Source organism: Clostridium sp. CS1-1 (assembly GCF_056135525.1).
In genome coordinates this window covers 3,602,214-3,627,713 of record NZ_CM148680.1, presented here as the reverse complement: position 1 = coordinate 3,627,713, position 25,500 = coordinate 3,602,214, and the positions used below count along the sequence as shown (strand labels likewise).

General features: G+C 31.6%; 25 protein-coding genes. 22 read left to right on the top strand and 3 right to left on the bottom strand.

Going from position 1 to position 25,500, the window contains the following annotated elements:
• Window positions 1–48 precede the first annotated feature (48 nt).
• From rplS to AC0N0V_RS17030, 4 genes are read left to right on the top strand one after another with little or no spacing between them, the layout of a single operon-like run.
• A complete protein-coding gene (gene rplS, locus AC0N0V_RS17045) occupies window positions 49–399 on the top strand; it encodes a 50S ribosomal protein L19 (RefSeq protein ID WP_474459568.1) in 351 nt (116 codons plus the stop codon).
• A gap of 57 nt (window positions 400–456) precedes the next feature.
• Window positions 457–1,023 (top strand): signal peptidase I, encoded by a 567-nt coding sequence (gene lepB / locus AC0N0V_RS17040; RefSeq protein ID WP_474459566.1) that lies wholly within the window; start codon window positions 457–459, stop codon window positions 1,021–1,023.
• A 15-nt stretch (window positions 1,024–1,038) separates the two neighbouring features.
• Window positions 1,039–1,884, top strand: coding sequence for a ribosome biogenesis GTPase YlqF (ylqF, locus tag AC0N0V_RS17035; protein ID WP_474459564.1), 846 nt, complete (start codon window positions 1,039–1,041; stop codon window positions 1,882–1,884).
• Between the two features lie 20 nt (window positions 1,885–1,904).
• Window positions 1,905–2,768 (top strand): ribonuclease HII, encoded by an 864-nt coding sequence (locus AC0N0V_RS17030; protein ID WP_474459562.1) that lies wholly within the window; start codon window positions 1,905–1,907, stop codon window positions 2,766–2,768.
• A gap of 85 nt (window positions 2,769–2,853) precedes the next feature.
• On the opposite strand, the gene AC0N0V_RS17025 is transcribed toward AC0N0V_RS17030, so the two are convergent.
• A complete protein-coding gene (locus AC0N0V_RS17025; protein ID WP_474459560.1) occupies window positions 2,854–3,222 on the bottom strand; it encodes a YraN family protein in 369 nt (122 codons plus the stop codon).
• Window positions 3,223–3,444: 222 nt separating this feature from the next.
• On the opposite strand from AC0N0V_RS17025, the gene AC0N0V_RS17020 reads away from it, so the two are divergent.
• Window positions 3,445–4,962, top strand: coding sequence for a YifB family Mg chelatase-like AAA ATPase (locus AC0N0V_RS17020; protein ID WP_474459558.1), 1,518 nt, complete (start codon window positions 3,445–3,447; stop codon window positions 4,960–4,962).
• Window positions 4,963–5,065: 103 nt separating this feature from the next.
• On the opposite strand, the gene AC0N0V_RS17015 is transcribed toward AC0N0V_RS17020, so the two are convergent.
• The gene (locus AC0N0V_RS17015; RefSeq protein WP_474459555.1) at window positions 5,066–5,884 is read right to left on the bottom strand and encodes a TIM barrel protein; all 819 of its coding nucleotides are present in this window, start codon (window positions 5,882–5,884) and stop codon (window positions 5,066–5,068) included.
• Window positions 5,885–6,031: 147 nt separating this feature from the next.
• On the bottom strand, window positions 6,032–6,835 hold the full coding sequence (locus AC0N0V_RS17010) for an MBL fold metallo-hydrolase (RefSeq protein WP_474459553.1): 804 nt from the start codon (window positions 6,833–6,835) through the stop codon (window positions 6,032–6,034).
• Between the two features lie 293 nt (window positions 6,836–7,128).
• Between AC0N0V_RS17010 and dprA the strand changes: the two genes are divergently transcribed.
• The 17 genes from dprA (at window position 7,129) to infB (ending at window position 25,483) form a co-directional block, all read left to right on the top strand.
• Window positions 7,129–8,217 carry a DNA-processing protein DprA gene (dprA, locus tag AC0N0V_RS17005; RefSeq protein ID WP_474459551.1) on the top strand — a complete coding sequence of 363 codons (1,089 nt, stop codon included), beginning with the start codon at window positions 7,129–7,131 and terminating at the stop codon, window positions 8,215–8,217.
• Window positions 8,218–8,361: 144 nt separating this feature from the next.
• Window positions 8,362–10,512 (top strand): type I DNA topoisomerase, encoded by a 2,151-nt coding sequence (gene topA, locus AC0N0V_RS17000; protein ID WP_474459549.1) that lies wholly within the window; start codon window positions 8,362–8,364, stop codon window positions 10,510–10,512.
• A 263-nt stretch (window positions 10,513–10,775) separates the two neighbouring features.
• A complete protein-coding gene (codY, locus tag AC0N0V_RS16995; RefSeq protein WP_474459547.1) occupies window positions 10,776–11,552 on the top strand; it encodes a GTP-sensing pleiotropic transcriptional regulator CodY in 777 nt (258 codons plus the stop codon).
• A gap of 308 nt (window positions 11,553–11,860) precedes the next feature.
• Window positions 11,861–12,562, top strand: a complete 702-nt coding sequence (gene rpsB, locus AC0N0V_RS16990; protein ID WP_474459545.1) for a 30S ribosomal protein S2 — start codon at window positions 11,861–11,863, stop codon at window positions 12,560–12,562.
• A 75-nt stretch (window positions 12,563–12,637) separates the two neighbouring features.
• On the top strand, window positions 12,638–13,558 hold the full coding sequence (gene tsf, locus AC0N0V_RS16985; protein ID WP_474459543.1) for a translation elongation factor Ts: 921 nt from the start codon (window positions 12,638–12,640) through the stop codon (window positions 13,556–13,558).
• Between the two features lie 91 nt (window positions 13,559–13,649).
• A complete protein-coding gene (gene pyrH, locus AC0N0V_RS16980; RefSeq protein WP_474459541.1) occupies window positions 13,650–14,363 on the top strand; it encodes a UMP kinase in 714 nt (237 codons plus the stop codon).
• Window positions 14,364–14,384: 21 nt separating this feature from the next.
• On the top strand, window positions 14,385–14,939 hold the full coding sequence (frr, locus tag AC0N0V_RS16975) for a ribosome recycling factor (protein WP_474459539.1): 555 nt from the start codon (window positions 14,385–14,387) through the stop codon (window positions 14,937–14,939).
• Window positions 14,940–15,038: 99 nt separating this feature from the next.
• A complete protein-coding gene (locus AC0N0V_RS16970) occupies window positions 15,039–15,806 on the top strand; it encodes an isoprenyl transferase (RefSeq protein ID WP_474459537.1) in 768 nt (255 codons plus the stop codon).
• Between the two features lie 202 nt (window positions 15,807–16,008).
• Window positions 16,009–16,806, top strand: coding sequence for a phosphatidate cytidylyltransferase (locus AC0N0V_RS16965; RefSeq protein ID WP_474459535.1), 798 nt, complete (start codon window positions 16,009–16,011; stop codon window positions 16,804–16,806).
• A 457-nt stretch (window positions 16,807–17,263) separates the two neighbouring features.
• The gene (gene dxr, locus AC0N0V_RS16960) at window positions 17,264–18,421 is read left to right on the top strand and encodes a 1-deoxy-D-xylulose-5-phosphate reductoisomerase (protein WP_474459533.1); all 1,158 of its coding nucleotides are present in this window, start codon (window positions 17,264–17,266) and stop codon (window positions 18,419–18,421) included.
• A gap of 131 nt (window positions 18,422–18,552) precedes the next feature.
• Window positions 18,553–19,563 (top strand): RIP metalloprotease RseP, encoded by a 1,011-nt coding sequence (gene rseP / locus AC0N0V_RS16955; RefSeq protein ID WP_474459531.1) that lies wholly within the window; start codon window positions 18,553–18,555, stop codon window positions 19,561–19,563.
• A 145-nt stretch (window positions 19,564–19,708) separates the two neighbouring features.
• Complete coding sequence (gene ispG, locus AC0N0V_RS16950) at window positions 19,709–20,758, top strand: flavodoxin-dependent (E)-4-hydroxy-3-methylbut-2-enyl-diphosphate synthase (protein WP_474459528.1); 1,050 nt, start codon at window positions 19,709–19,711, stop codon at window positions 20,756–20,758.
• Between the two features lie 425 nt (window positions 20,759–21,183).
• A complete protein-coding gene (rimP, locus tag AC0N0V_RS16945; protein ID WP_474459525.1) occupies window positions 21,184–21,648 on the top strand; it encodes a ribosome maturation factor RimP in 465 nt (154 codons plus the stop codon).
• 18 nt (window positions 21,649–21,666) lie between these two features.
• Window positions 21,667–22,773: a transcription termination factor NusA gene (nusA, locus tag AC0N0V_RS16940; RefSeq protein WP_474459523.1), complete on the top strand. Its 1,107-nt coding sequence runs from the start codon at window positions 21,667–21,669 to the stop codon at window positions 22,771–22,773.
• A gap of 40 nt (window positions 22,774–22,813) precedes the next feature.
• Entirely contained in the window at window positions 22,814–23,083 is a 270-nt protein-coding gene (gene rnpM / locus AC0N0V_RS16935) for an RNase P modulator RnpM (RefSeq protein WP_474459521.1), read from the top strand.
• Entirely contained in the window at window positions 23,073–23,387 is a 315-nt protein-coding gene (locus AC0N0V_RS16930) for a ribosomal L7Ae/L30e/S12e/Gadd45 family protein (RefSeq protein ID WP_474459519.1), read from the top strand. Before rnpM ends, AC0N0V_RS16930 begins: the two co-directional genes overlap by 11 nt.
• A gap of 17 nt (window positions 23,388–23,404) precedes the next feature.
• The gene (infB, locus tag AC0N0V_RS16925; protein WP_474459516.1) at window positions 23,405–25,483 is read left to right on the top strand and encodes a translation initiation factor IF-2; all 2,079 of its coding nucleotides are present in this window, start codon (window positions 23,405–23,407) and stop codon (window positions 25,481–25,483) included.
• Window positions 25,484–25,500: the final 17 nt, after the last annotated feature.

The following is a 25,500-nucleotide window of genomic DNA, read 5'->3' as shown; positions in this document are numbered from 1 at the left end:
AAAACTGCTGGGCATGAACGTCGAATAATTTTTAGGAGGTAATGCACAATGTTAGAAATAATAAGACAAATCGAAGCAGAACAAATTAGAAATGATTTACCAGTATTCAACGTAGGAGATACTGTAAAAGTTCACGTTAAAATCAAAGAAGGTAACAGAGAAAGAGTTCAGGTTTTTGAAGGAACAGTATTAAAAAGACAAAACGGTGGTTTAAGAGAAACTTTCACAGTAAGAAGAGTAGCTTACAATGTTGGAGTTGAAAGAACTTTCCCAGTTAACGCTCCTAGCATCGAAAAGATAGAAGTAGTTAGAAGAGGTAAAGTAAGAAGAGCTAAACTATTCTATTTAAGAGATAGAGTTGGTAAAGCAGCAAAAGTAAAAGAGTTATTAGTAAGATAATAATAAGAATGGGGCTTTATAAGTCCCTTTTTTTGTATATTAAGGTGGTGTAGAACTTTGGTTAAAGAATTAATTGAACTCGGAAAATCTATGATTATAGCTATCATAGCAGCATTTTTTATCATAACCTTTGTTTTTGAATCTGTAAGCGTAGATGGACACTCTATGGACCCAACACTAAATAATAAAGATAGACTTATTGTAGAAAAAGTTACTTATCGTTTTACTGATCCTAAGCCAGGAGATATAGTAGTAATTAAATATCCAGCGGATCCGAGGGAAAAGTTTATTAAAAGAGTAGTTGCAGTAGGCGGAGATAAAGTAAGAATTGAAAATAATAAGTTATATATAAATAATGTTCCAAAGGATGAACCCTATATACTAGAAAACAACATGAGAGATTTTAACGAAGTGACGGTACCTCAGAATACAGTTTTTGTATTAGGAGACAATAGAAATAATAGTAGAGATAGTCGATATGCAGATGTAGGTTTTGTAAATTTTAATATGGTAGTAGGAAGAGCTGCGTTAAGAATATTCCCATTTAGTAGGTTTGGAAGATTAACCTCTTTACAGAATGATAATATACTTAACGGATTTGCATCATTAGATCTGGCTAACTAGAAAGGATATGATAACATGGCTATAAATTGGTTTCCTGGGCATATGGCGAAAACTAGAAGAGAAATGAAAGAAAACTTAAAACTAGTAGATGCTGTAATAGAAATCAGGGATGCAAGAATTGTGAGATCAAGCAAAAACCCTGATGTAGATGATATATGTGGAAATAAACCGAGGATTATATTACTAAATAAAAGTGACCTAAGTGAAGAGAGGATAACTAAAGAATGGATTAAAACTCTTTCTAAGGATAATATAAGGCTAACTGGTGTAAATTGTTTAACTGGAGAAGGGTTAAAGGCAATTAGACCGATATTAAATGAACTTTTGAAAGAAAAGCACGAAAGAATGAAAGCAAAGGGTATTGTTAATATAACGGATAGAGTTATGGTTGTGGGTATACCCAATGTAGGTAAATCAACATTTATAAATAAGATGGCTAAAAATAATATTGCAAAAACAGGAGATAGACCAGGAGTTACCAGAAGTAAACAATGGATTAAAACTAAAATGGGAATGGAGTTAATGGACACACCTGGAATACTTTGGCCTAAGCTAGAAAGTGAGGAGACACAGTTAAATCTTGCCTTTACTGGGGCAATAAAAGATGAGATTATGGATATTGAGGAACTTGCTCTAAAGCTAATAGAAAAACTTCAAGGTGCATATCCTGATAGATTGATGACAAGATATAAGCTTACAGAGTTAAGCGAAGATCCACTTGAAAACATGAATAATATAGGTAGAAAAAGAGGAGCTGTTATTTCAGGTGGACAAATAGATTATAATAGAGTAGCTGTGCTTCTTTTAGATGAATTTAGAGGTGGAAAACTCGGGAATATTTCGTTAGAAAGGCCTGAATAAATGAAATGGAGAACTCTACAATGGATATAGTTACAGTAGATAAAGAGCGTGATTTTAATGAAATAGAAGCTAGCTTAATTGAGGGGACTGCTAAAGTAAATTTTAGCAGCCTTAAAATTTATGTAGCTTATTTACAAGAAAATTATTTTAATACTGATAAAGAAAGATATTATAAAGTCATAGCATCTTTGAATAAAGACGGTAGGAAAAATGTACAAGGTTTGGCAGTTAGTTTAGATAAGTTTTTAATAAGAACAGAGAATGAAATAAACAGAGTTAAAGATATGTACAATTTCGATAGAAGCTTTGGTAATTATATATATACTGCAGGGGTTGACGAAGTAGGAAGAGGACCTTTAGCTGGGCCTATTGCGGCTGCTTCAGTGGTTCTAAACTTAAAGTACAAGGAAGATAGAGAGTTAATACTAGGGATAAAGGACTCTAAAAGGCTTTCAGCAAAATCTAGAGAGAATTTATCACAAATAATAAAAGAAAAGGCCGTTAGTTATAATATAGCAGTAATAAATAATTCTGAAATAGATGAGAGAGGTATAGCTTGGTGTAATAATGAAGTTCTTAGAAGAGCTGTTAAAGGACTTAAGATACCAGCTGACATTGTATTATCAGATGGATATGCTGTAAAAAATTTAGATATTGATAACGAATTTATTATAAAAGGCGATGTAAAGAGTGCTAGCATAGCGTGTTCATCTATTATAGCTAAGGTTTACAGAGACAACTTAATGAAAGAATACTCCAAGATGTATCCTGAATATGGTTTTGATAACAATGCTGGATACGGTACCAGTGAACACGTACATGCTATAAAGAAACATGGTGTGTGTAAAATACACAGGATGAGCTTCTTAAAAAACATACTATAAGCTTTTAAGTATTGCAATATTTGAATGACACTTTCTAGTACAAAGTGTCATTCTTTTTTTATGAATAAAAAAACTTGATATATGTTTATATTTGAAAAGCATCTTTAATAAGTCTTATTGATGGGGTGTTGTTAGAGTTATTTAATATAATTTCAATAACATCAAATCTAAAGTCAAATTTAAAAAGTTTTTTACGCATAATATATGCTTCCGCGGTTCTATAAATTTTATGACGTTTTGAATAAGTAACAGCTTCACAGGGATTTCCGTATAGTGACCCATATCTGGTTTTAACTTCTATAAAACAGATGTAATCTCCATCCTTTCCGATTATATCAATTTCACCAATTTTACATCTAAAGTTTCTATCCAGTACTGTATAGCCTATTTGTCTTAAATAAGTTTCAGCAATATCTTCGCCCAGGGAACCAATATCCTTGTTAAAAGAATGCATAAATTCGCTCCTTTCATAGATTATCAATATAATTCTATTAGTATCCTTATGAATATATATTTTAAAAATCTTTAATCTATTACTATGTTTTAATTTTAGCAATATTGTTTCTATTTGTAAATACAGTAGATATGCTAATTCACCAGTATTTTAATAAGTACTTAGTTAGCGGTAGCGTATATAAAGAACTTAACATGTCAAGACTTTAGTAGAGGTGATATTATGGCCGTTAAAATTAATACTGCTGCTTTTACAGGTATTGATGGAGTTCTTGTTTCTGTTGAGGTAGATATTGAAAGAGGTTTACCATCTTTTAATATTGTAGGTCTACCAGATACCTCTGTAAAAGAGTCGAAAGAGAGAGTTAGGGCTGCAATTGTGAATTCTGGATTTGAGTTTCCTGTAAAAAGAATGGTAATTAATCTCGCGCCAGCAGATATAAGAAAGGTAGGAGCTCTATTTGACTTACCTATAGCTATAGGTATTTTAATTGCCACAGAACAAGTGTCATTTTGTGATGCTGAAAAGTTTTTGATAATGGGGGAGTTATCTCTATCAGGAGATTTGAAAAGAATTAGAGGAGTGCTGCCTATAGCTATTGAAGGTATAAGTAATAATATAAATAATTTTATTTTGCCTCAAGATAATGCAGAGGAATGTTCTGTTGTGAAAGGTGCTAAGGTTTATCCATTTGAAAATTTGAAACAAGTGATGGGATATATAAGATATAGAGATTTAATGCCTTATGAGTATAGTGGGAAAATAGATGTCTTAGAAAGTAAAGTAGATTTTGAAGATATATTAGGTCAAGAAAGTTGCAAGAGAGCGGTAGAGGTAGCAGCAGCAGGGAATCATAATTTGATGATGGTTGGGCCACCGGGATCAGGTAAGACTATGATAGCGCAAACAATACCAACAGTACTACCATCGCTTAGCTACGAAGAAGGTTTAGAAGTAACCAAAATCTATAGTGTTTCAGGTAACTTGGAAAAAACAAAAGGATTAATGCATAACAGACCTTTTAGAAGTCCACATCATACTACTACACGTGCAGCACTTGTAGGTGGAGGAAATAGCTTGATGCCAGGTGAAGTATCCCTTGCGCATAATGGAGTTTTGTTTTTAGATGAAGTTCTAGAATTTAAAAGAAGTGTTTTGGAGGTATTAAGACAACCTATAGAAGATAGAGTCATAAGGATTTCCAGAGCTAATGGAGCAGTAGTATATCCAAGTAATTTTATGACTGTAATTTCAACAAATCCTTGTCCCTGCGGATACTATGGATCTTCAAAACAGTGTACATGTGGAGACTTTGAGAGAAGGCGTTATGTAAGTAAGCTATCGGGGCCTCTCCTAGACAGAATAGATTTATTTACATTTGTAAATCCATTATCTTACAATGAGATTCAAATGAAATCTAAAGGTGAATCTTCTACTGAAATTAGAATCAGGGTGGAGAAGGCAAGAGAAATACAAAAAAATAGATTTAAAGGAGAACGCATATATAGTAATGCACAGATGGATGGAAAACTTATAAGAGCATACTGCAAGTTAAATGATAAAAGTAGTAAAATAATAGAAAAAATTTACAATAAGTACAGGTTAAGCACTAGGGCTTATAGTAGGATATTGAAAGTAGCACGAACCATAGCAGACTTAAATGATAGAAAAGATATAATAGAAAGTGATATTATAGAGGCGCTTCAGTATAGAAGGTTTTTGAATGAGGATATTATTTAGTTAGGCAAAAAGACTTTGATATGATATGGTGAAAACTGCTACACATATTAGTTACCAATATGTGTAGCAGTTTTTGTAAGTGTTACTTGTTACAAGGATGATACTATAGTTTACTATAAGTTTCCTTTAGTAAGAGCGCATCATTTTCAAGTAGAGGGCTTTCACATATTAAGCAACCCTTCACACCAAAGTTTTTTAAAGCTCTTAAACACTCTACGTAGTTAAAGTCACTTTCTAGAAAGGGAAGATGATTTTTCTCACCTTTTTCACCATAATTTATTCCTGAAATATGCATATGTAAATCTTCTAAAGCATTTTTTCCTAAGTTTTCCTGTATATATTGAAGAATTTGAGCGAAATCGTCATAAGACTTTAGTTTGCCGTTATATCTAGCATGGATATGAGAAAAGTCAATACATAGTCTACAAGAACTAATCTCACTGCATAGGGAGACTAATTCTTCTAAGTTACCAAATTGAGTTGCTTTTCCCGTAGTCTCTAGTCTATAGTTTACTCCTAGGTTCGGAAGTCTAAGTAAGTTATCTCTTATGGTATTATAAGTTTCCTCCTTTGAATCTTTTAGATAAAAACCAGCATGAAAAATAAGACTTCGTCCTTGTACTTTAAGCAAACCATCTACACCTTTTAATATTCTTTCTAGTGATTGATTTTGCTTTTCAAGTTCGTCAGCATTTAAATTTATATAATAAGACCCATGAGCTGAAAGATAAAAGTTATTTTCTAATTTAGTTTTTAGCACCAAGTCTTTGTTCTTATCAGTTATATTTACAGAACGAACAAAAGGAAGTTCCATAGCGTCAAGACCCAATGATTTTAAGTATTTTATGCCTGATGCATAATTGAATTTCTGTGAATCATCTCCAATTGGGAGTCCGGATATTCCAAACAATAATTTATCCATATAAAATCAACCTTTCTGAGAGGATGATTGAAAGCTATATAATTAGGTAGGTAATACCTGTAGTTTAAGCGAGCATCCATCATCTAAATTCTTATTTTAACTTAACCAATAGCAAAATTACAATTATTATTCTAAATCCTAATATGTTTAAATATAAATTACTTCAAGGTCATTAGGGACTATTATATTCCCATTAAAATATTGGCTTCCTTCCTCGGTGTAGAGTTTCTTTTTATTCTCTAGATTCTTATCTTCTGAATGAATTAAGATTACATTTTTTACATGAAGTTTTTGTGCATTCTTACAAGCATCTTTCACCGTAGAATGAAATTTTTCATAAGGATGAAAGATATCTCGCTGTGAATATAAGCAAAAAGCCTCATGTATAAGATAATCTGCATTATTTGCATATTTGAGTAAGTTATCATTATAAGGTTCATCACCTAAGAAGGTTAATATTTTACCACTTTTTAGTTTAGTAGTAAATCCATATTGAAGATGCTTGTTGCTTTTAATATCAAAAAAATTAAAAGTCCAATCAATTATATTAAAAGAACTATTTTCTTCAATGGGGATAAATACTATTCTATCGTCGATAAAATTTATAAATTTCTTTTGCAAAAGTAGATTACAAATTGTTCTAATTATATTTTCTACGTCTTGATGACAGTATATGTATAAGTTTTGTCTATAGGTTCCATTTAAAATTTGTTGAGCAACTGCTCTAATAATCCAAATAATTCCTGTAATATGATCATTGTGGCTATGTGATATAAATACGTGATGTATATTATTAATCTGTATATCTGATTTTTCTAAGTTAGTTAAAATAGTATTACCTCCACCTGTATCTACAAGGAAATACTCATTGTTATCTGAAAGCGTAAAGCAGCTGTTATAACACTTAGTAACCATAGCAGAGCCTGTACCCAATATAGTTATTTTTTCCAAAGTTAATAAACTCCTTTCAAACCCTTTTAGTTCTTAAACAAATAATAATATAACATAAAACTAAATATACAATAAAGAAATTTCTATTAAAAATTATAAATATGAATAAAAGTAATAAATTGTGACAAGAATTGTTACATCAAGTTAAAGCTGATTTAAACTAGAAATAAAACTGATCTAGCCTACTAATGAATATTAATTTTTAAAAGAATAGGCTTAATCTAAGCATGCTAATGCAGACGGACCAAGTATTATAAATCAATTGGTGGGTAAAATCAAGTAAGGAGAAAAATATGAATATATATGATTTATGGTTTTGTTCAGTGAAATTGTCAAATACAATTAAAATAAGTTTAATAAAAAAATATAGGACTACTGAAGGAATATGGAGGTATGCTAATTCACAGGAAAAAAATATAGATTTAAGTCAAAACGAGAATAAAATTAAGTTTTATTTAAGGAAAGCTTGGGATAAAGTAGAATTTGAGGCCTTATTAAGAAAAATTAAAAGCCAAAATATAAGGATAACTAATTTCAATGATAGCTCATATCCAAATTCTTTAAGAAATTATGAAGATTCACCAAGTATATTATTTTATAAAGGAGACATAAATAAACTTAACGTGAGCAAAAATGTAGCAATAATAGGTTCTAGAAATTGCAGCACTTATGGCAGGAATGCAGCCTGCTCAATAAGTAAGGAACTTTCAATTAATAGTATCAGTATAGTAAGTGGAATGGCAAGAGGTATAGATACCCATGCACATAAGAGTTGTTTGGAGAACGGTGGTTATACTTGTGCTGTGCTAGGCTCAGGAATAGATGTAATATATCCTAGAGAAAATAAAGAATTATATGATAGTATTACTAAAAGTGGCTGTGTAGTATCCGAATTTCTGCCGGGAACTAAACCTTATCAATATAATTTTCCAATAAGAAATAGAGTGATAAGTGCTTTAAGTGAAATTATAATAGTTGTAGAAGCTTGCGAAAGAAGCGGGTCATTGATTACAGCTAATCTAGCTTTAGAACAGGGGAAAAATATAATATCTATACCAGGATCGATATTTTCGGAGCAAAGCAGAGGCACAAACAGGCTAATTAGAGATGGAGCATATCCGTTTACGGATTTTGAAGATTTATTTAGCCTTTTAAATTTGGATTATAGAATGAAAAATAATTCAAAGATTGTGAAAATAGAAGGTGAAAAAAAGAAAGTTTATGATATTTTAACTGATAAACCAATACATATTGATCATATATTAGGAAGAACAAATATTGACATAAAACAATTATATGAGGTATTATTTGAATTGCAGCTTGAAAATGTAGTAATATGTCTTTCGGGGAACTATTATGTAAAAGTGGAAGAGACCGCATAATTAAGCTGACATAATGAAATAAGGTATATTTATTTAAATAGAGAATAGTATTTAGTAAATGTAAAGAAAATATGAATAATAGTTATATTTTAAAACAAGGGGGTGTAGACGCTCTGATAATGTCATTATTTATCAGGGTACAAGATGGGACAGAAATTGGTTATAGTTGAATCACCAGCAAAGGCAAAAACCATAGGAAAATATTTAGGGAAAAATTATGTAGTAGAAGCATCTATGGGTCACGTTAGGGATCTTCCTAAAAGTCAATTGGGAGTTGATATAGATAATGAGTATAATCCTAAATATATAACTATAAGAGGAAAAGGGGAATTATTAGATAAGTTAAGAAAAGAAGCTAAAAAGAGTGAAAAGATTTATCTTGCAACGGACCCTGATAGAGAAGGTGAGGCTATTTCATGGCATTTAGCCCATATTCTTAAGTTAGATGAAACGGAAAAATGTAGAATTGAATTTAATGAAATCACTAAAACTGCAATTAAAAATGCTATAAAGTCCCCAAGAGAGATAAATATAAATGTAGTTAATGCACAGCAGGCTAGAAGAGTTTTAGACAGACTTGTTGGTTATAAAATAAGTCCAATACTGTGGAGTAAAGTAAAATGGGGATTAAGTGCAGGAAGAGTTCAGTCTGTTGCGCTTAGAATGATATGCGATAGAGAAAAAGAAGTAACAAGTTTTGAACCAAAAGAATATTGGACAATAGAATGTTCATTACACAAGGCAAAGGACAAGAAATCTTTTATAGTAAAACTTACTACTTTAAATAAAAAGAAACTAGAAATAAATAATAAAGAGGAAGCTGATGACATAATAAAGAATTTGGAAAGCGGAGAATTCATAGTAAAAGGGATTAAAAAAACATCCAAGAATAAAAATCCGCTGCCTCCATTTACTACCAGTACTTTACAGCAAGATGCGAATAAAAAACTGAATTTTGCAATTAAAAGGACTATGTCTATAGCGCAGCAATTATATGAAGGTGTAGATATTAAAGGACATGGAGCTGTAGGTCTTATAACATACATGAGAACGGATTCAGTAAGAGTATCAAGTGAGGCTCAAGATGCATGCAGGGAATTCGTTTCTAATAAATTTGGTGGAGAATATATTCCAAAAGAACCAAGGAGCTTTAAAGGTAAAAAGAATGCTCAAGATGCGCACGAAGCTATTAGACCTACTAATGTTGAAATAACACCTGAACTTGCCAAAGGGAGTTTAAAAGATGAGCAATACAAGTTGTATTCACTTATATGGAATAGGTTTGTAGCAAGCCAAATGTCAACCTGTGTAATGGATGTTACTTCAGTAAATATTGTTAACGGAGAATATGGTTTAAAGGCTAGCGGATCTATAATAAAGTTTGATGGATTTATGAAAGTATACGAATATGCAACAGAAGAAGAAAAAGAGGACATAAATCTACCTCAATTAGATGAAGGCGAGAATCTTATAAAGAAATCAATAGATGGAAAGCAGCATTTTACTCAGCCGCCACCTAGGTTTTCAGAAGCTACGCTGGTAAAGACTCTTGAGGAAAATGGAATTGGAAGACCAAGTACGTACGCTCCGATTATATCAACACTATTAGATAGAAAGTATGTAGAAAGAGAAAAGAAGATATTAAGTCCAACTGAACTTGGAGAAATAGTTAATAATATAGTAAGTGAATATTTCAAGCAAATAGTTGATTTAGAATTTACAGCTGAAATGGAGCAAAAGCTAGATAACGTGGAGGAAGGCAGCGAAAATTGGAATAGAGTAGTAGATGAATTTTTTACGCCTTTGAAAGATGCTATTGAAATTGCAGAAAAAGAGGTTGCAAAGATTACAATAGAAGATAAGGTTACAGATGTTTTATGTGACAAATGTGGGAGAAATATGGTCATTAAACAAGGAAGATTTGGAGACTTTCTTGCGTGCCCAGGGTATCCAGATTGTAAAAATACTAAACCTATTGTTGAAGAATTAAATGTCAAGTGTCCAAAATGTGAAGGGAAAGTTTTAGTTAAGAAAAGTAAAAAAGGTAGAAAATTTTTCGGATGTAGTAATTATCCAGAATGTGATTTTGTAAGTTGGTTTGAACCTACGGAAGAAAAATGTTCAGAGTGTGGTAGTTTTATCGTGAAAAAGTATAGTAAATCCAAAGGTGACTATTTACAATGTAGTAATAATGAATGCAAACACATCGAAGATAAGTCTATTAAAAACAGTAAAGTTACAGGTAATGAACTTATTAATAGTGTTGAAAATGAAAAAAATGAAGGAAAACAATAATAATAGCTTAAATTATAAGAAAAAATAATTAATATGTCGAATTTTACAAAAATGATGTTGAAAAGTAATAATTATTATGTTATCATTATAAAAGAACAGGAAATAATTCTAAATATTTAAAAAAGTCAAAATTGTTAGTTTTATAACTCTATTTAGCTTATAATCATCCAACTTTGCAAGATAACTTTTTATAAGGTTTAAAATAGAATTAGTATGCAAGTTACAGTTATTAGAGTATAAAGAAATGATAAGGAGGAATACAAATGACATCATTGTTAAATAAAACAAGAATGTTGAATAAGATACTACAAAAGTCAGGAACTGAACCAGTGGTTTTTGATGATATATGCAATTTGTTAAGCGAAGTATTAACATGCAATGTTTATATTATAAGTAGAAAAGGAAAAATACTAGGTTATAATTTCTCATCAGGATTTGAATGTGATTCTGTTAAAGATAAGGTAATCAGTGAAATGAGATTCCCAGAACATTATAATAATAAGTTGTTAAACATACATGAAACTCTTTCAAACCTAACTAATCATGGAGAATGTGTGTTTGATGAGGAGAAGGATTGTGGAATAGACAATAAGCTAACAACAATAGTTCCTATAATCGGAAATAGAGAAAGAATTGGAACATTACTGATTGCAAGATTTGATGATGAGTTTACAGATGAAGATTTAGTACTTGCAGAGTATAGTGCTACAATTATTTGTCTTGAAATATTAAGAGCTAAGCATGATGAACTAGAAGATGAAGCAAGAAAAAAAGCAGTTGTACAACTTGCAATAGGCACCCTATCATATTCAGAATTAGAAGCAGTAGAACATATTTTTAATGAGTTAGATGGAAATGAAGGATTGTTAGTAGCGTCTAAAATAGCTGATAAGGTTGGAATTACTAGATCAGTAATAGTAAACGCATTGAGAAAATTCGAAAGTGCGGGTGTTATTGAATCTAGATCATTAGGTATGAAGGGTACGCATATAAGAATATTAAATGAAAAATTATTGGATGAATTGAAAAAAATAAAGTAACAAAAGAAAGTTTAGATTAAGTTAACTTAATCTAAACTTTTATTTTTTCCATGGCATAAAGATAAATAAATTTGTTAATAATATATTAATGAAAAAAGCATATCATTTTTGGTTGTAATTAGAAATTTAAATTAATATTTGCAAATTTAGCATTATAAATTTAAAAATATTGTTGAATACCTTTATACCTTATGATATACTACATTAGGTAAGAAAATACACACATTACCCAATTTGTAAAACGGTGCTCGAAAGGGTATTTTACGAATATGACGGTGATGGAGGAAAAACCTAGGAGGGAAAATATTATGTCAGTTATTTCAATGAAACAATTATTAGAAGCAGGTGTTCATTTTGGACATCAAACAAGAAGATGGAACCCTAAGATGGCTCCATACATTTTCACAGAGAGAAACGGAATATACATAATCGACTTACAAAAAACAGTTAAAAAAGTAGAAGAAGCTTATGATTTCGTAAGAAGCGTTGCTGTTGAAGGAAAAGATATTCTTTTCGTTGGAACTAAAAAGCAAGCTCAAGAAGCTATTAAAGAAGAAGCAGTTAGATCAGGTATGCACTTTGTTAACAATAGATGGCTTGGTGGAATGATGACTAACTTTGAAACAATAAAGGCAAGAATAGGTAAATTAGAAGAATTAGAAAGAATGGAGCAAGATGGAACATTCGAGGTTCTTCCAAAGAAAGAAGTTATAAAGCTTAAGAATGAGCAAGAAAAATTAGAGAAAAACTTAGGCGGAATTAAAGTAATGGATGCAAGCAAAATAGGTGCGCTATTTGTTGTTGATCCAAGAAAAGAAAAAAATGCTATATCAGAAGCTAAGATTCTTGGAATCCCAGTTGTAGCAATAGTAGATACAAACTGTGATCCAGATGAAGTTGATTACGTAATACCTGGAAATGATGATGCAATAAGAGCTGTAAAATTAATAACAGCTAAGATTGCAGATGCTATTATAGAGGGAAGACAAGGTGAACAACTAGCTGAATAATTTACTGGGGTAGATGAAGAACTAAGGTTTCTTCATTTACCTTTTAAATTAAGTTTGAATTAGGAGGAATTTACAATGATTACTGCACAGATGGTAAAAGAGTTAAGAGAGAGAACTGGAGCAGGCATGATGGACTGCAAAAAGGCTTTAAATGAAGCTAATGGTGATGCTGAAAAAGCTGTAGAAATATTAAGAGAAAAAGGTCTTGCAGCTGCAGCTAAGAAGGCTGGAAGAATAGCAGCTGAAGGTATAGTTAAAACATATGTTTCAGAAGATGGAAAAATTGCATCAATAGTAGAAGTAAACTGTGAAACTGACTTCGTTGCAATTAACGAAGATTTCGTTGCGTTTGCAGATAATGTTGCTAAGCAAGCGGCTAAAACAAATGTTAACACTATAGAAGAATTAGTTGAAGAAAAGTACATAGCTGATGATAGCAAAACAATTAATGAAACTGTAACAGCTTTAATTGCAAAAATTGGAGAAAATATGGCTGTTAGAAGATTTGAAAAGTTAACTGTTGAGCAGGGAGCAATAGAAAGTTATATTCATGGTGGCGGAAGAATAGGTGTTCTTGTAAAACTAGAGTGTGAAAAAGAAAGTGAAATGCTAAGATCTATAGCTAAAGACGTTGCAATGCAAGTAGCTGCAACTAATCCTTTATTCTTAGATAGAACTCAAGTAGATACAGATACATTAGAAAAAGAAAAAGAAATATACAGAGTGCAAGCATTAAATGAAGGAAAACCTGAAAATATCGTTGAAAAAATGGTTATGGGAAGAATTCAAAAATACTATAAGGAAAATTGCTTAGTTGAGCAGGTTTTCGTAAAAGATCCTGATTTAACTATTGAAAAATACCTTCAAGCAAAGGCAAAAGAAGTTGGTGCTCCAATAAAGGTAGCTGCTTTCGTAAGATTTGAAAAAGGTGAAGGAATCGAAAAGAAAGAAGAGAACTTCGCTGAAGAGGTTGCTAAGCAGATACAGGGTAAATAGTAACTGAAAAAGAGAACACTGCGTGTTCTCTTTTTTTAAAGTACGAACTTTAATTAGATATGTAATTTTTGACAATTTGGAGGTATAATATATGTATAATGCTAAATACAGGAGAGTAATGCTAAAACTTTCAGGTGAGGCTTTGGCAGGTAGCAAAGGGTATGGAATTGACTTTGATGTTACGACTGAAATAGCAAAAGAAATCAAAGCATTAGTAGATATGGGTGTAGAAGTAGGAGCAGTTGTAGGTGGCGGAAATATCTGGAGAGGAAGAAGCGGAGAAGGAATGGATAGGACTACTGCAGATTATATGGGAATGCTTGCAACATGTATAAATGGGTTGGCTCTTCAAGACTCCTTAGAAAACATTGGAGTAAATACTAGGGTTCAAACTGCAATTGAAATGAGAGAAGTTGCGGAGCCTTTTATAAGAAGAAGAGCAATGAGACACTTAGAGAAGAACAGAGTAGTTATTTTTGCAGCAGGTACTGGAAATCCATATTTTTCCACAGATACTACGGCAGCATTGAGAGCAGCCGAAATAGAAGCAGATGTTATACTTCTTGCAAAAAAGGTTGATGGAGTATATGATAAAGATCCTCATAAGCACAATGATGCTAAAAAGTTTGATAAGTTAAATTATATTGAGGTTTTAGAAAAAGGGCTTCAAGTTATGGACTCTACAGCAACATCGTTATGTATGGATAATGACATACCTATTTTAGTATTTGGCTTAGATAATCCAGGCAACATAAGAAAAGCAGTGCTAGGAGAGAAAATTGGAACCTTAGTTTCTAAAGAATAATTATAAGGGAGGTATTTTTGTATGATTAAAGACATTTTAAAGGTCGCTGATGAAAAAATGACTAAGACTATTGGCGTTTTGAAAAAGGAATTAGCTTCATTGAAAGCCGGAAGAGCAAACCCTGCTATGCTAGATAGAATAGAAGCGGAATACTATGGAGCAATGACGCCAATAAACCAATTAGCAAATATATCTGTTCCAGAACCAAGAATACTTGCTATTCAGCCATGGGATAAAAGCTCGATGAAAGCAATTGAGAAGGCTATACTAAAATCTGACTTAGGAATAAACCCTTCTAACGATGGAGAATTAATAAGACTTGTTATACCTGAGCTTACAGAAGAAACGAGAAAAAATTTAGTTAAAAACGTTAAGAAGGATGGCGAAGAGTCGAAGGTTGCTATCAGAGGAATAAGAAGAGATTGTAATGACAAGATAAAGGCTTTAAAGAAAAATGAAGTTTCAGAAGATGAAATTAAAAAGGCGGAAGACGAAATTCAAAAGAGAACTGATAATTTCATCAAAGAAATAGAAAAGTTAGTTGAAGCTAAAGAAAAAGAAATTATGTCAATATAATGTGATCCATTTAAACCTGCGAATTCGCAGGTTTTTGTTGATAAAATTAAACTTGAATTTGTTTTAGTATTTAGTATGAATATGAATGGAGAATGGCATATGTTAAACTTTTTTAATTCAAAAAAAGATAAGAAGAGCAATATAGAAGAAGTATGTATTGATTTAAACAATATTCCAAAACATATAGCTATTATAATGGATGGTAATGGTAGGTGGGCTAAAGAGAGAAACCTACCAAGAACTATGGGACATAAAGCTGGGGTAGAAACAATAAGAGATATTGTAAAGGAATGCAGTAACTTAGGAATGAAATACCTAACCTTATATGCGTTCTCTACAGAAAATTGGCATAGACCAGAAGATGAAGTGAATGCACTTATGAACCTTCTAGTTCAGTATTTAAGAAAAGAATTCGAAGAGTTAAATAATAATAATGTTGTTATTAATAATATAGGTGATGTTTCACAATTACCAGAAATCTGTGAGAGGGAATTAACAATAGCTTATAAGAACACCAAAAATAATACTGGATTAACATTAAATTTAGCATTAAATTATGGTGGAAGAAACGAATTGATAAGAGCCTTTAAGTTGATTTCAAAGGATGTAAAAGAAGGAAAAATACGTGAAGAAGATATAGATGAAAATATTATTTCAAACTATCTTTATACCAAAAATATGCCAGACCCTGATTTGATAATAAGACCTAGTGGAGAACAGCGAATAAGTAACTTCTTGCTTTGGCAGTGTGCTTATTCAGAATTTTGGTACTCTAATATAAAATGGCCTGATTTTAAGAAGGAACATTTGCATAAAGCTATATATGATTACCAAAGCAGAGATAGAAGATTTGGACGAGTTAAATAATGATTATATGGAGAATTAAAAATGTATAACTGATTTTTCTCCTAATTCGGATGATGTGAAACTTGAATTATATAAAATTAGAAATAACTTAATTCTCAGTTGCACAAGCCTAGACGCTTACCCACCATTTGATGCGTTTTAAATAAATTGGTGAAAATAGTGGGTAATCATCCGATAAAATTAGAATTTAGGAGATGATATTATGAATAGTAGATATGTAGGAGCACTAATACTAGCACCATTCATTATATTTTTATTTTTAGGTAGTATATATTTAAAGTATGGATTAATGCTTTTATCTCTATTAGGTATGCACGAATTTTATAAGGTAATAAAGGAAAAAAATATACATGCAATAAGTCCAATTGGCTATGTACTATGTATAGTTTACTACATAACTCTAAATAGAGAAATAAATATAGAATTGATATTTTTTCTTTTGATTATAGCGGTTTTCATAGCTATGTGTATCCCTGTTATGGATATAGAGTATAATTTTATTGATGCCGGTATTACTTTGCTTGGCTTCCTATATGTAGCAGTATTTTTTAGCTTTATAGTTCTAGTTAATTATAAGAATTATGGTAATTATTTAGTGTGGTTAATATTTATTTCATCATGGCTCTGCGATACTACGGCGTACTATGCAGGGAGGGCTTTCGGGAAAAGAAAATTAAATCCAAAAGTAAGCCCTAAAAAGACTGTTGAAGGGTCCATTGGAGGTATGCTTGGAAGTGCTGTAGCCTGTGGAGCATTTGGATTTTTTATGGTATCAAGAGGAATACAAATATCACCAGTTCATTTTATAATTATAGGTGCAGTTTGCGGAATATTCTGTCAATTTGGCGATCTTGCTGCCTCATCAATAAAGCGATATGTCGGAGTAAAGGATTATAGTAACTTAATTCCAGGGCATGGTGGGATTTTGGATAGGTTTGACAGTGTTCTTTTCGCCTCAGTAATAGTTTACTATTACTTAACTTTTGTTATTGGAATTTAATAAAGTTTTAAAAAGAGAGATTTTTAGTTTGAAAATCTCTCTTTTTTATATTTACTTTAGAGCAGATTTTACCTAAGAATTTAGTGGACTGTTATCAATCTAAACTTTATTTCTTATGTTGGTGATAATAATATACCAATATATAATAATTACAAAATTAATATATAATAGTATCCATGAATATAATATAGTGTAATGAAGTTTTCTACAATATTTAACAGTTATTTAACAGTTTAAGTAAGGTCTAAGTGGTTACTTACTTTATTTTAATAAGCAAATATGATATAGTTAATAATGTTAAAAATTTCATGCTATAATCAAGTTCTATAGTTTCAAAACTATTATATTGTTTGTATGACTAAATGCTAAATTTTAAAAAGAAGTTTTTAATTAGACATAAGTTTATACAAACGAAATAATAAATACTAAAGACTAATTGTAATTAGGAGATGTTAAAATGAAAAGACTTTCGATACTTGGTGCTACTGGTTCTATAGGAACACAAACACTTGGTGTAATAAGAAAAGAAAAAGAAAATTTTAGACTAATTGCTGTTTCTGCTAACAATAGTTATGATAAAATTATTGATATAATTAATGAATTTAGTCCATCTTATGCAGTGTTAACAGAAGAAAAAGCTTATGAAATAGTAAAACAGTTTTGTTTAGATAATAATTTAAAAACTACGATTTTATTTGGAATGGAAGGACTAAATACGATAGCTAGTTTAGAGGAGGTTGATATAGTAGTAACTTCCGTTGTTGGAATGATAGGGTTGGTTCCTACTTTAAAAGCAATTAATGCTGGAAAACACATAGCCCTAGCAAATAAGGAAACATTAGTAGTTGGTGGTCAATTAGTTATGTCTGAGGCAAAAAAGCACAAGGTTAAAATACTTCCTGTAGACTCGGAACATAGTGCTATTTTTCAATGTTTACAAGGCAATGAAAAATGCGAAATAGATAACATATTGCTTACAGCATCAGGAGGGCCGTTTAGAGGCAAGAAAAGCGAAGAACTTTTAAATGTTACAGTAGATGAAGCGTTAAAACATCCAAGATGGGATATGGGAAAAAAGATATCTATTGACTCAGCTACCTTAATGAATAAAGGACTTGAAGTAATAGAAGCACATTGGCTATTCGGGATTGACTATGATAATATTAAAGTTATAGTCCATCCTCAAAGTGTAATACACTCCATGGTTGAATATAAGGATGGTAGCATTATAGCACAACTAGGAAGTACAGATATGAGGCTTCCTATACAATATGCACTCAATTATCCGGTAAGAAAAGAGGCCATAGCAAAAAAGTTGAATTTTTATGATATGGAGAGTTTAACTTTTGAAAAACCGGATATGAGTACCTTCAAACCTCTTAAACTTGCCTATGAAGCTGGAAAAACTGGAGGCACAATGCCTGCAATATTAAATGCTGCAAATGAAGCTGCGGTGGAATTGTTTTTAAATAAGAGAATTAAATTTTTGGAAATAGGAAATATATTAGAAGAATGTATGAATAAATTTACTAACAAGAATGAGTATAACTTAGAAGAGGTGTTAGAAGTAGATTCAAGAGTGAAGGAATATGTTAAGAATAAATTTCACAATTAAAAACAACCTTCAATGGAAATAACACTTAGGTTATGTACAAAACTTGTAAAATGTTCATATAGCTAATCTACATAAGATTATACATAATGTAAGTAGATTAAATAACCTAAAATAGTTGGGAGGAATATTATTTGTATATTATATATGCGATTATCGCCTTTGGTGTTTTAATTATCATTCATGAACTCGGTCATTTTACTTTGGCTAAACTTAACGGAATAAAAGTAGAGGAATTCGCGATAGGAATGGGGCCAAAGCTTTTGGGCGTGAAAGGTAAGGAAACTACTTATTCTATTAAATTATTACCAATAGGTGGATATGTAAAAATGCTTGGAGATGAAGGAGAAAGTACAGACCCTAGAGCTTTCAATAATAAAAAACCTATTCAAAAGCTAAGTGTAGTTATTGCAGGACCAATAATGAATTTTATACTTGGAATAGTTCTTTTTGCTATTATAGCTGGTGCTAGAGGATATTTATCACCAGTTGTTGACAAAGTAGTACCTAATCAACCAGCAGATGTAATGGGAATAAAATCTGGTGATAAAATAACAAAAGTTAATAATTCTAAAATTTCAACTTGGGAAGATTTTGTAACAGTAGTATATACAGCAAACGGAAACCCGTTAGATCTAACATATATTAGAGATAATAAAACAAATACTGTTAGAGTAACACCGGTAAAAGATCCTAATGAAAATAGATTCGTAGTGGGAATATACCCTAGCTCAGTTCAAAATCCAACTATTTCTCAATCTATAGCATATGGATTTAGAGAAACTAATTCATTAATTAAACAAACCTTTAGTTTTTTTAAGACTTTATTTAAAGGAAAAGCTTCCGTTAATGATGTAGGAGGACCCTTAACTATAATAAAGGTTTCCGGAGCAGCTGCTAAAGCAGGAATTTTAAGCCTTACTGCCTTTGCAGCATATATAAGTATCCAGCTCGCTATATTTAATATTATACCTTTCCCTGCTTTAGATGGAGGATATATATTATTATTCTTATTTGAAATAATAACAGGTAAAAAGGTTGATGATAACAAGGTAGGGATTATAAACTATATAGGTTTTGCTATTTTAATGACATTAATGGTATTGGTTACTATAAAAGATATACTATACCCTATTAAGTTTTAGATTTAGTAGAATAAGGTATGGCAGAAATATCAATTAATTGTTTAATTAAGTATATACACTATAAGATTAATTATAATGGGGAAGTGAGATTAAAAGGTATTTTTCTCAGTTCCCTATTCCTAATTTTACGAAGGAGTTGAGGTAAATGAGTAGAATTAAAACAAAAAAAATAAGAGTTGGAAATATATATGTAGGTGGAGATTCACCAATAACCGTTCAATCTATGACTAATACCGATACTAGAGATGTGCAGAAAACTATAGATCAGATACATGAGCTTGAAAAGGCTGGTTGTCATATAATAAGGTGTGCGGTACCTGATATGAATGCTTGTGCATCTATAAAAGAAATAGTAAAAGGTATTGGAATTCCATTGGTTGCAGATATTCATTTCGATTACAGGCTGGCGTTACAGTCAATAGAAAATGGAGTATCTGCATTAAGAATAAACCCAGGTAACATTGGGGGAATAGAGAAGGTAAGAGAAGTAGCTAAAGCCGCTAAGGATAAGGGAGTTCCCATAAGAATTGGAGTTAACTCAGGGTCTCTTAAAAAAGATACTTTAGCGAAATACGGGAAAGTATGTCCTGAAGCTTTAGTAGAAAGTGCATTAGAGCATGTAAGAATATTAGAAAATGTAAATTTTGATGATATTGTTATATCTATAAAATCTTCTAATGTTCAGCAAATGATAGAAAGCTATAGATTGATTTCAAAAGAGGTAAAGTACCCACTTCATTTAGGGGTTACAGAGGCTGGAACAATATGGAGAGGGACAATAAAGTCTAGTATAGGTATAGGAACTCTGCTGGCAGATGGAATAGGTGATACTATAAGAGTATCCTTAACTGGAAATCCTGTAGAAGAAGTAAGAGTTGGAAGAGAAATCTTAAAATCTCTTGGATATTTGAATGAAGGAATTGAATTTATTTCTTGTCCTACTTGTGGAAGGACTCAGATTGATTTGATAAAGATAGCAGAAGAGGTTGAAAAGAGACTTGTAAATTATAATAAGAATATAAAAGTTGCAGTGATGGGCTGTGTAGTTAACGGCCCAGGAGAGGCTAGGGAAGCAGATATAGGTATAGCAGGTGGAAAAGGAGAAGGGCTTATTTTTAGAAAAGGTGAGATAGTTAAAAAGGTAAAAGAAGAAGAGTTAGTAGATGAATTGATAGAGCAAATAAAGAATATGTAGCATAGATTTATTAAGTTACAAAGTTAGCGATATGTTACCAATTCTTACGTGCTATAAATGCTTTTAATGAGTCTGAAATTAAAATTTGAGAAAATCTAAGAAACTCCACACAATTGCTAATAGAAAAAGAGTAATGGATTACCATAAACTAATAAATTTTCTTTATTTAACCTTTAGTTTTTGGTAGTTGTTAACTTTTTCTTGAAATAACTATACTAGTGTGTTAAAATAACTTTAGTAAATCTACAGAAGTTCATGAAACACGAAAGAGTGGGTTTGAGCCCGCTCTTTCTATTTGTACAAAAACGCAGCGAAAGTTGCGTTTTTAAAATTAGCTTAATATTTTATGCAATATTCCTATAATAGGTCATTATTTTATTTAAAATTGCAGAATATATAGATATATATGTAAGGAGGGATTAAACATGAATAAAGGTGCTTTAATAGATAAACTTATGGATTTAGTAAGACCTATAGTGACAAATCTAAATTATGAATTATATCATTTAGAATTTGTAAGAGAAGGAAATGAGAATTATCTTAGGATATACATAGAAAAGGAAAGTGGCGGTATCTCATTAGAGGATTGTGAAAAGGTAAGCAGAGCAGTAAGTGATATGCTTGATGTTGAGGATCCAATAACTGAAGGTTATTATTTAGAAGTTTCTTCACCTGGGGTATTTAGAGTACTTCACACAAATGAGCACTTGAAGAGATATATCAGACATAAAGTCTTAGTAAAGCTTTCAGGCATTTTAAGCGGAAAGAAAAAGTATGAAGGTGAGTTGCTAGATTTTACGGACGAAGAGTTAAAAATAAAATTTGAAGAAACAGAAATCGCTATTCCAAGGAATAAGGTTTCAAACGTGAGTTTGAGTGAAGAGCTTTAAGGGAGGGTATATTAGGAAATGAATCAAGAATTTATAGAAGCCTTAAAAGAAATAGTCAGAGAAAAGGGAATTAGCGAAGACTTGCTATTTACTACTATTGAAGATGCTTTGGTTGCTGCATACAAGAAAAACTATGCTAATCATGGCGGAAATAACCAAAATGTTAAGGTTACAATGAATAGAGAAAATGGAGAAATTCATGTTTATTCTCAAAAAGTAGTAGTAGATGAAGTAATTGATGAAGTAAATGAAATAAGTTTAGAAGAAGCTAAAGAAATAAATCCAAATTATGATATGGAAGATATAGTAAGTATAGAGGTAACTCCTAAGAAGTTTGGAAGAGTTGCAGCTCAAGCAGCAAAGCAGGTAGTTATTCAAAGAATAAAAGAAGAAGAACGAAGAATTATATATACTGACTTTGCTGAGAAAGAAGATGACATAATAACTGGAACTGTTATTAGAAAAGATAAGAATAATGTACTTGTAGATTTGGGTAAGACTGAGGCCGTTTTAGGGCCAAATGAACAAATGCCTGGTGAAAGATATATATTTAATGATAAAATAAAGTTATATATCGTAGAAGTCAAGAATGGTACTAAAGGTGCTCAAATCGTAATTTCTAGAACTCATCCGGGCCTTATAAAGAGATTATTTGAACTAGAAGTCCCTGAAATATTCGATGGTACTGTTGAAATTAAGTCAGTAGCTAGGGAAGCAGGTTCTAGAACAAAGATAGCAGTGGCATCCAATGATGAAAATGTGGATCCAATGGGTGCATGTGTAGGTCCTAAAGGGGTAAGAGTTCAGAGTATTGTGAATGAGCTTAAGAATGAAAAAATAGACATTATTAAATGGAGTAAATTTCCGGAAGAGTATATTGCAAATTCCTTAAGTCCAGCAAAAGTGTTAGATGTAACCTTAGACGAGGACAACAAGTTTGCGCAAGTAATAGTTGATGACAACCAACTGTCACTAGCTATTGGTAAAGAAGGTCAAAATGTAAGACTTGCAGCTAAGTTAACAGGTTGGAAGATTGACATTAAAAGTAAGTCTCAGGCTGATAGAGAAGTAAAACCAACAAATGAATCTTCATTTGAAGATGATATTGAATTAATGTTAGAATAAAATAATGAAAACATCTAGTTTTCATGAGGTGGTGTTTAAAATGAAGGTAAAAAAAGTACCACAGAGAATGTGCACAGGATGCATGGAGATGAAACCTAAAAAAGAGCTGATAAGGGTAGTTAGAACTAAAGAAGGAGAGCTTTCTGTTGATTTAACAGGAAAGAAAAATGGAAGAGGAGCTTACATATGCAGAAACATTGAATGTTTAGAAAAAGCATTTAAGGCTAAGAGGCTTCAAAGAAACTTGGAAACACAGATAAGTGATGAAATATATAATAGATTAAGGGAAGAAATACAAAATGATAAATAAATTTCTTCAATTTCTAGGTTTAACTAAACGTGCAGGAAAGCTCCAAGAAGGTTATAATAAATGTGAGGATGCAATAAAAAGAAGAAATATTCATCTTATAATTCTGTCATCAGATGCTTCAGAAAATACGGTAGATAAGTTTTTAGTATATTGCGATAGATATAAAGTGCCTGTTCTACGTGGATATAGTAAAGAAGAATTAGGTAATGCGTTAGGATTACCGGAGATAAAAATTCTAGGTATCTCAGATAAAAAAATGAGCGAACGGTTGCTTCATCTATGGAAAGAAAAGATCGAACTTTAGTTTCGGGGGTGAATGATTTGTCAAAAATAAGAGTTTATGAACTAGCTAAAGAGCTAGAAACAACAAGTAAGGAATTAATTACTATTTTGCAAGAAGAATTTAGCATTGAAGTGAAAAATCATATGAGCGTAATTGAAGAAGAAGATGCTGAGCTAATAAAAGAACTTTTTGCGGAAAAAGAGAAAGAAGAAGACAAAGCAAAAAGTGAAGACATAAAAGAAAAGTATGAACATTTAGTTGTAGACAATACTAAAAAGAGTCGTAAGAATAATAGAACAAAAAATAATAGGAATGATGATGGTGATGATGTGAGCGAAACAAATGAGAAATATGTTGAAGAAAAAATAATTGAGATGGATGAAACGATAACAGTAAAAGAGATATCTGAAAAATTAGGGAAGTCCTCTACAGAAGTTATAAAAGAGTTAATAATGATGGGCGTAATGGCAGCAATAAATCAGGAAATAGATTTTGGAACTGCTGAGAAGCTAGCAGAAAAGTTTGAAGCGTTAGTAGTTAAAAAGGAAGCAGATACTGACCAAGAAGAAGAAATAGAAGATGATGAATTAGAAGATACTAATTTAGAAAAGAGACCGCCAGTAATAACTGTTATGGGTCACGTTGACCATGGTAAAACTTCATTACTAGATGCAATTAGAAAAGCTAAGGTTACAGAAACAGAAGCAGGTGGAATCACACAACATATAGGTGCTTATACTGTAACACTTAATGGAGAAAGGATTACTTTCCTAGATACTCCAGGACACGAAGCATTCACTGCTATGAGAGCAAGAGGTGCACAAATTACAGATATAGTTATTTTAGTTGTTGCAGCAGATGATGGAATAATGCCTCAAACTGCAGAAGCTATAAATCACTGTAAAGCAGCTAATGTTCCAATGATAGTTGCAATTAATAAAATTGATAGACCAGGAGCAAATCCAGATAAGGTAAAACAAGAATTAACTGAATATGGATTAGTAGCAGAGGACTGGGGTGGAGACACTATTACTGTACCAGTATCAGCTCACACTAAAGAAGGAATAGATACTTTGCTTGAAATGGTTCTTTTAACTGCAGAAATGCAAGAGTTAAAGGCTAATGCTAACAGAAACTCAAGAGGAACAGTAGTAGAATCAAAGTTAGATAAAGGAAGAGGACCTGTTGCTACTTTACTTGTTCAAAATGGTACATTGCATGTAGGAGATTCTATAATAGTAGGATCAACATACGGAAGAGTTAGAGCTATGTTTGACGATAAAGGGAAGAAAATAAAATCTGCAGGACCATCTATACCGGTTGAGATACTAGGACTTTCAGAAGTTCCAGCGGCAGGTGATAGATTCCATGAAGTTAAGGATGAAAAGACTGCAAGAGAAATGGCTGAGAAGAGAAAAGATAAGGTAAGAGAAGAATATTTACAGTCAACACACAAGGTTTCGCTTGAAGACTTATATAGTCAAATAAAAGAAGGAAAAGTTAAAGAGTTAAATATAATTGTTAAAGCAGACGTTCAGGGTTCTATAGAAGCTTTAAAACAATCACTTCAAAAGTTATCTATTGATGAAGTAAAGGTTAGAGTTATACATGGAGCAGTTGGTGCTATAACAGAGACAGACGTAACTCTAGCTTCTGCATCTAATGCTATAATTATAGGATTCAATGTTAGACCAGATGGTAATGCAGTTGCAGCAGCTGAAAAAGATGCTGTAGATATAAAAACTTACAGAATCATATATAATGCAATTGATGACATAAAAGCTGCTATGGTCGGAATGCTAGAACCAGAATATAAGGAAGTAGTGCTTGGAAAAGTTGAAATTAGACAGATATATAAAATATCTAATATAGGTACAATAGCAGGTGGTTATGTACTAGATGGAAAGCTAACAAGACATAGCAGTGTAAGAGTTATAAGAGATGGTATAGTAATTTTTGAATCACAATTTGCTTCCTTAAAAAGATTTAAAGATGATGTAAAAGAAGTTGCCGCAGGTTATGAATGTGGTTTTGCAATCGAAAAGTTCAATGATATAAAAGAAGGCGACATAATAGAAGCATATACTATGGAAGAAATTAAGAAAAAACAACTATAAGACAAATGATAGGCACA

Bases quoted from the DNA above. Each gene is read 5' to 3' on its own strand.
- rplS (WP_474459568.1), top strand. From the start codon at position 49: ATGTTAGAAATAATAAGACAAATCGAAGCAGAACAAATTAGAAATGAT.
- ylqF (WP_474459564.1), top strand. From the start codon at position 1,039: ATGGCTATAAATTGGTTTCCTGGGCATATGGCGAAAACTAGAAGAGAA.
- AC0N0V_RS17030 (WP_474459562.1), top strand. From the start codon at position 1,905: ATGGATATAGTTACAGTAGATAAAGAGCGTGATTTTAATGAAATAGAA.
- AC0N0V_RS17025 (WP_474459560.1), bottom strand. From the start codon at position 3,222: ATGCATTCTTTTAACAAGGATATTGGTTCCCTGGGCGAAGATATTGCT.
- AC0N0V_RS17020 (WP_474459558.1), top strand. From the start codon at position 3,445: ATGGCCGTTAAAATTAATACTGCTGCTTTTACAGGTATTGATGGAGTT.
- AC0N0V_RS17015 (WP_474459555.1), bottom strand. From the start codon at position 5,884: ATGGATAAATTATTGTTTGGAATATCCGGACTCCCAATTGGAGATGAT.
- dprA (WP_474459551.1), top strand. From the start codon at position 7,129: ATGAATATATATGATTTATGGTTTTGTTCAGTGAAATTGTCAAATACA.
- topA (WP_474459549.1), top strand. From the start codon at position 8,362: ATGGGACAGAAATTGGTTATAGTTGAATCACCAGCAAAGGCAAAAACC.
- codY (WP_474459547.1), top strand. From the start codon at position 10,776: ATGACATCATTGTTAAATAAAACAAGAATGTTGAATAAGATACTACAA.
- rpsB (WP_474459545.1), top strand. From the start codon at position 11,861: ATGTCAGTTATTTCAATGAAACAATTATTAGAAGCAGGTGTTCATTTT.
- tsf (WP_474459543.1), top strand. From the start codon at position 12,638: ATGATTACTGCACAGATGGTAAAAGAGTTAAGAGAGAGAACTGGAGCA.
- pyrH (WP_474459541.1), top strand. From the start codon at position 13,650: ATGTATAATGCTAAATACAGGAGAGTAATGCTAAAACTTTCAGGTGAG.
- frr (WP_474459539.1), top strand. From the start codon at position 14,385: ATGATTAAAGACATTTTAAAGGTCGCTGATGAAAAAATGACTAAGACT.
- AC0N0V_RS16970 (WP_474459537.1), top strand. From the start codon at position 15,039: ATGTTAAACTTTTTTAATTCAAAAAAAGATAAGAAGAGCAATATAGAA.
- AC0N0V_RS16965 (WP_474459535.1), top strand. From the start codon at position 16,009: ATGAATAGTAGATATGTAGGAGCACTAATACTAGCACCATTCATTATA.
- dxr (WP_474459533.1), top strand. From the start codon at position 17,264: ATGAAAAGACTTTCGATACTTGGTGCTACTGGTTCTATAGGAACACAA.
- ispG (WP_474459528.1), top strand. From the start codon at position 19,709: ATGAGTAGAATTAAAACAAAAAAAATAAGAGTTGGAAATATATATGTA.
- rimP (WP_474459525.1), top strand. From the start codon at position 21,184: ATGAATAAAGGTGCTTTAATAGATAAACTTATGGATTTAGTAAGACCT.
- nusA (WP_474459523.1), top strand. From the start codon at position 21,667: ATGAATCAAGAATTTATAGAAGCCTTAAAAGAAATAGTCAGAGAAAAG.
- rnpM (WP_474459521.1), top strand. From the start codon at position 22,814: ATGAAGGTAAAAAAAGTACCACAGAGAATGTGCACAGGATGCATGGAG.
- AC0N0V_RS16930 (WP_474459519.1), top strand. From the start codon at position 23,073: ATGATAAATAAATTTCTTCAATTTCTAGGTTTAACTAAACGTGCAGGA.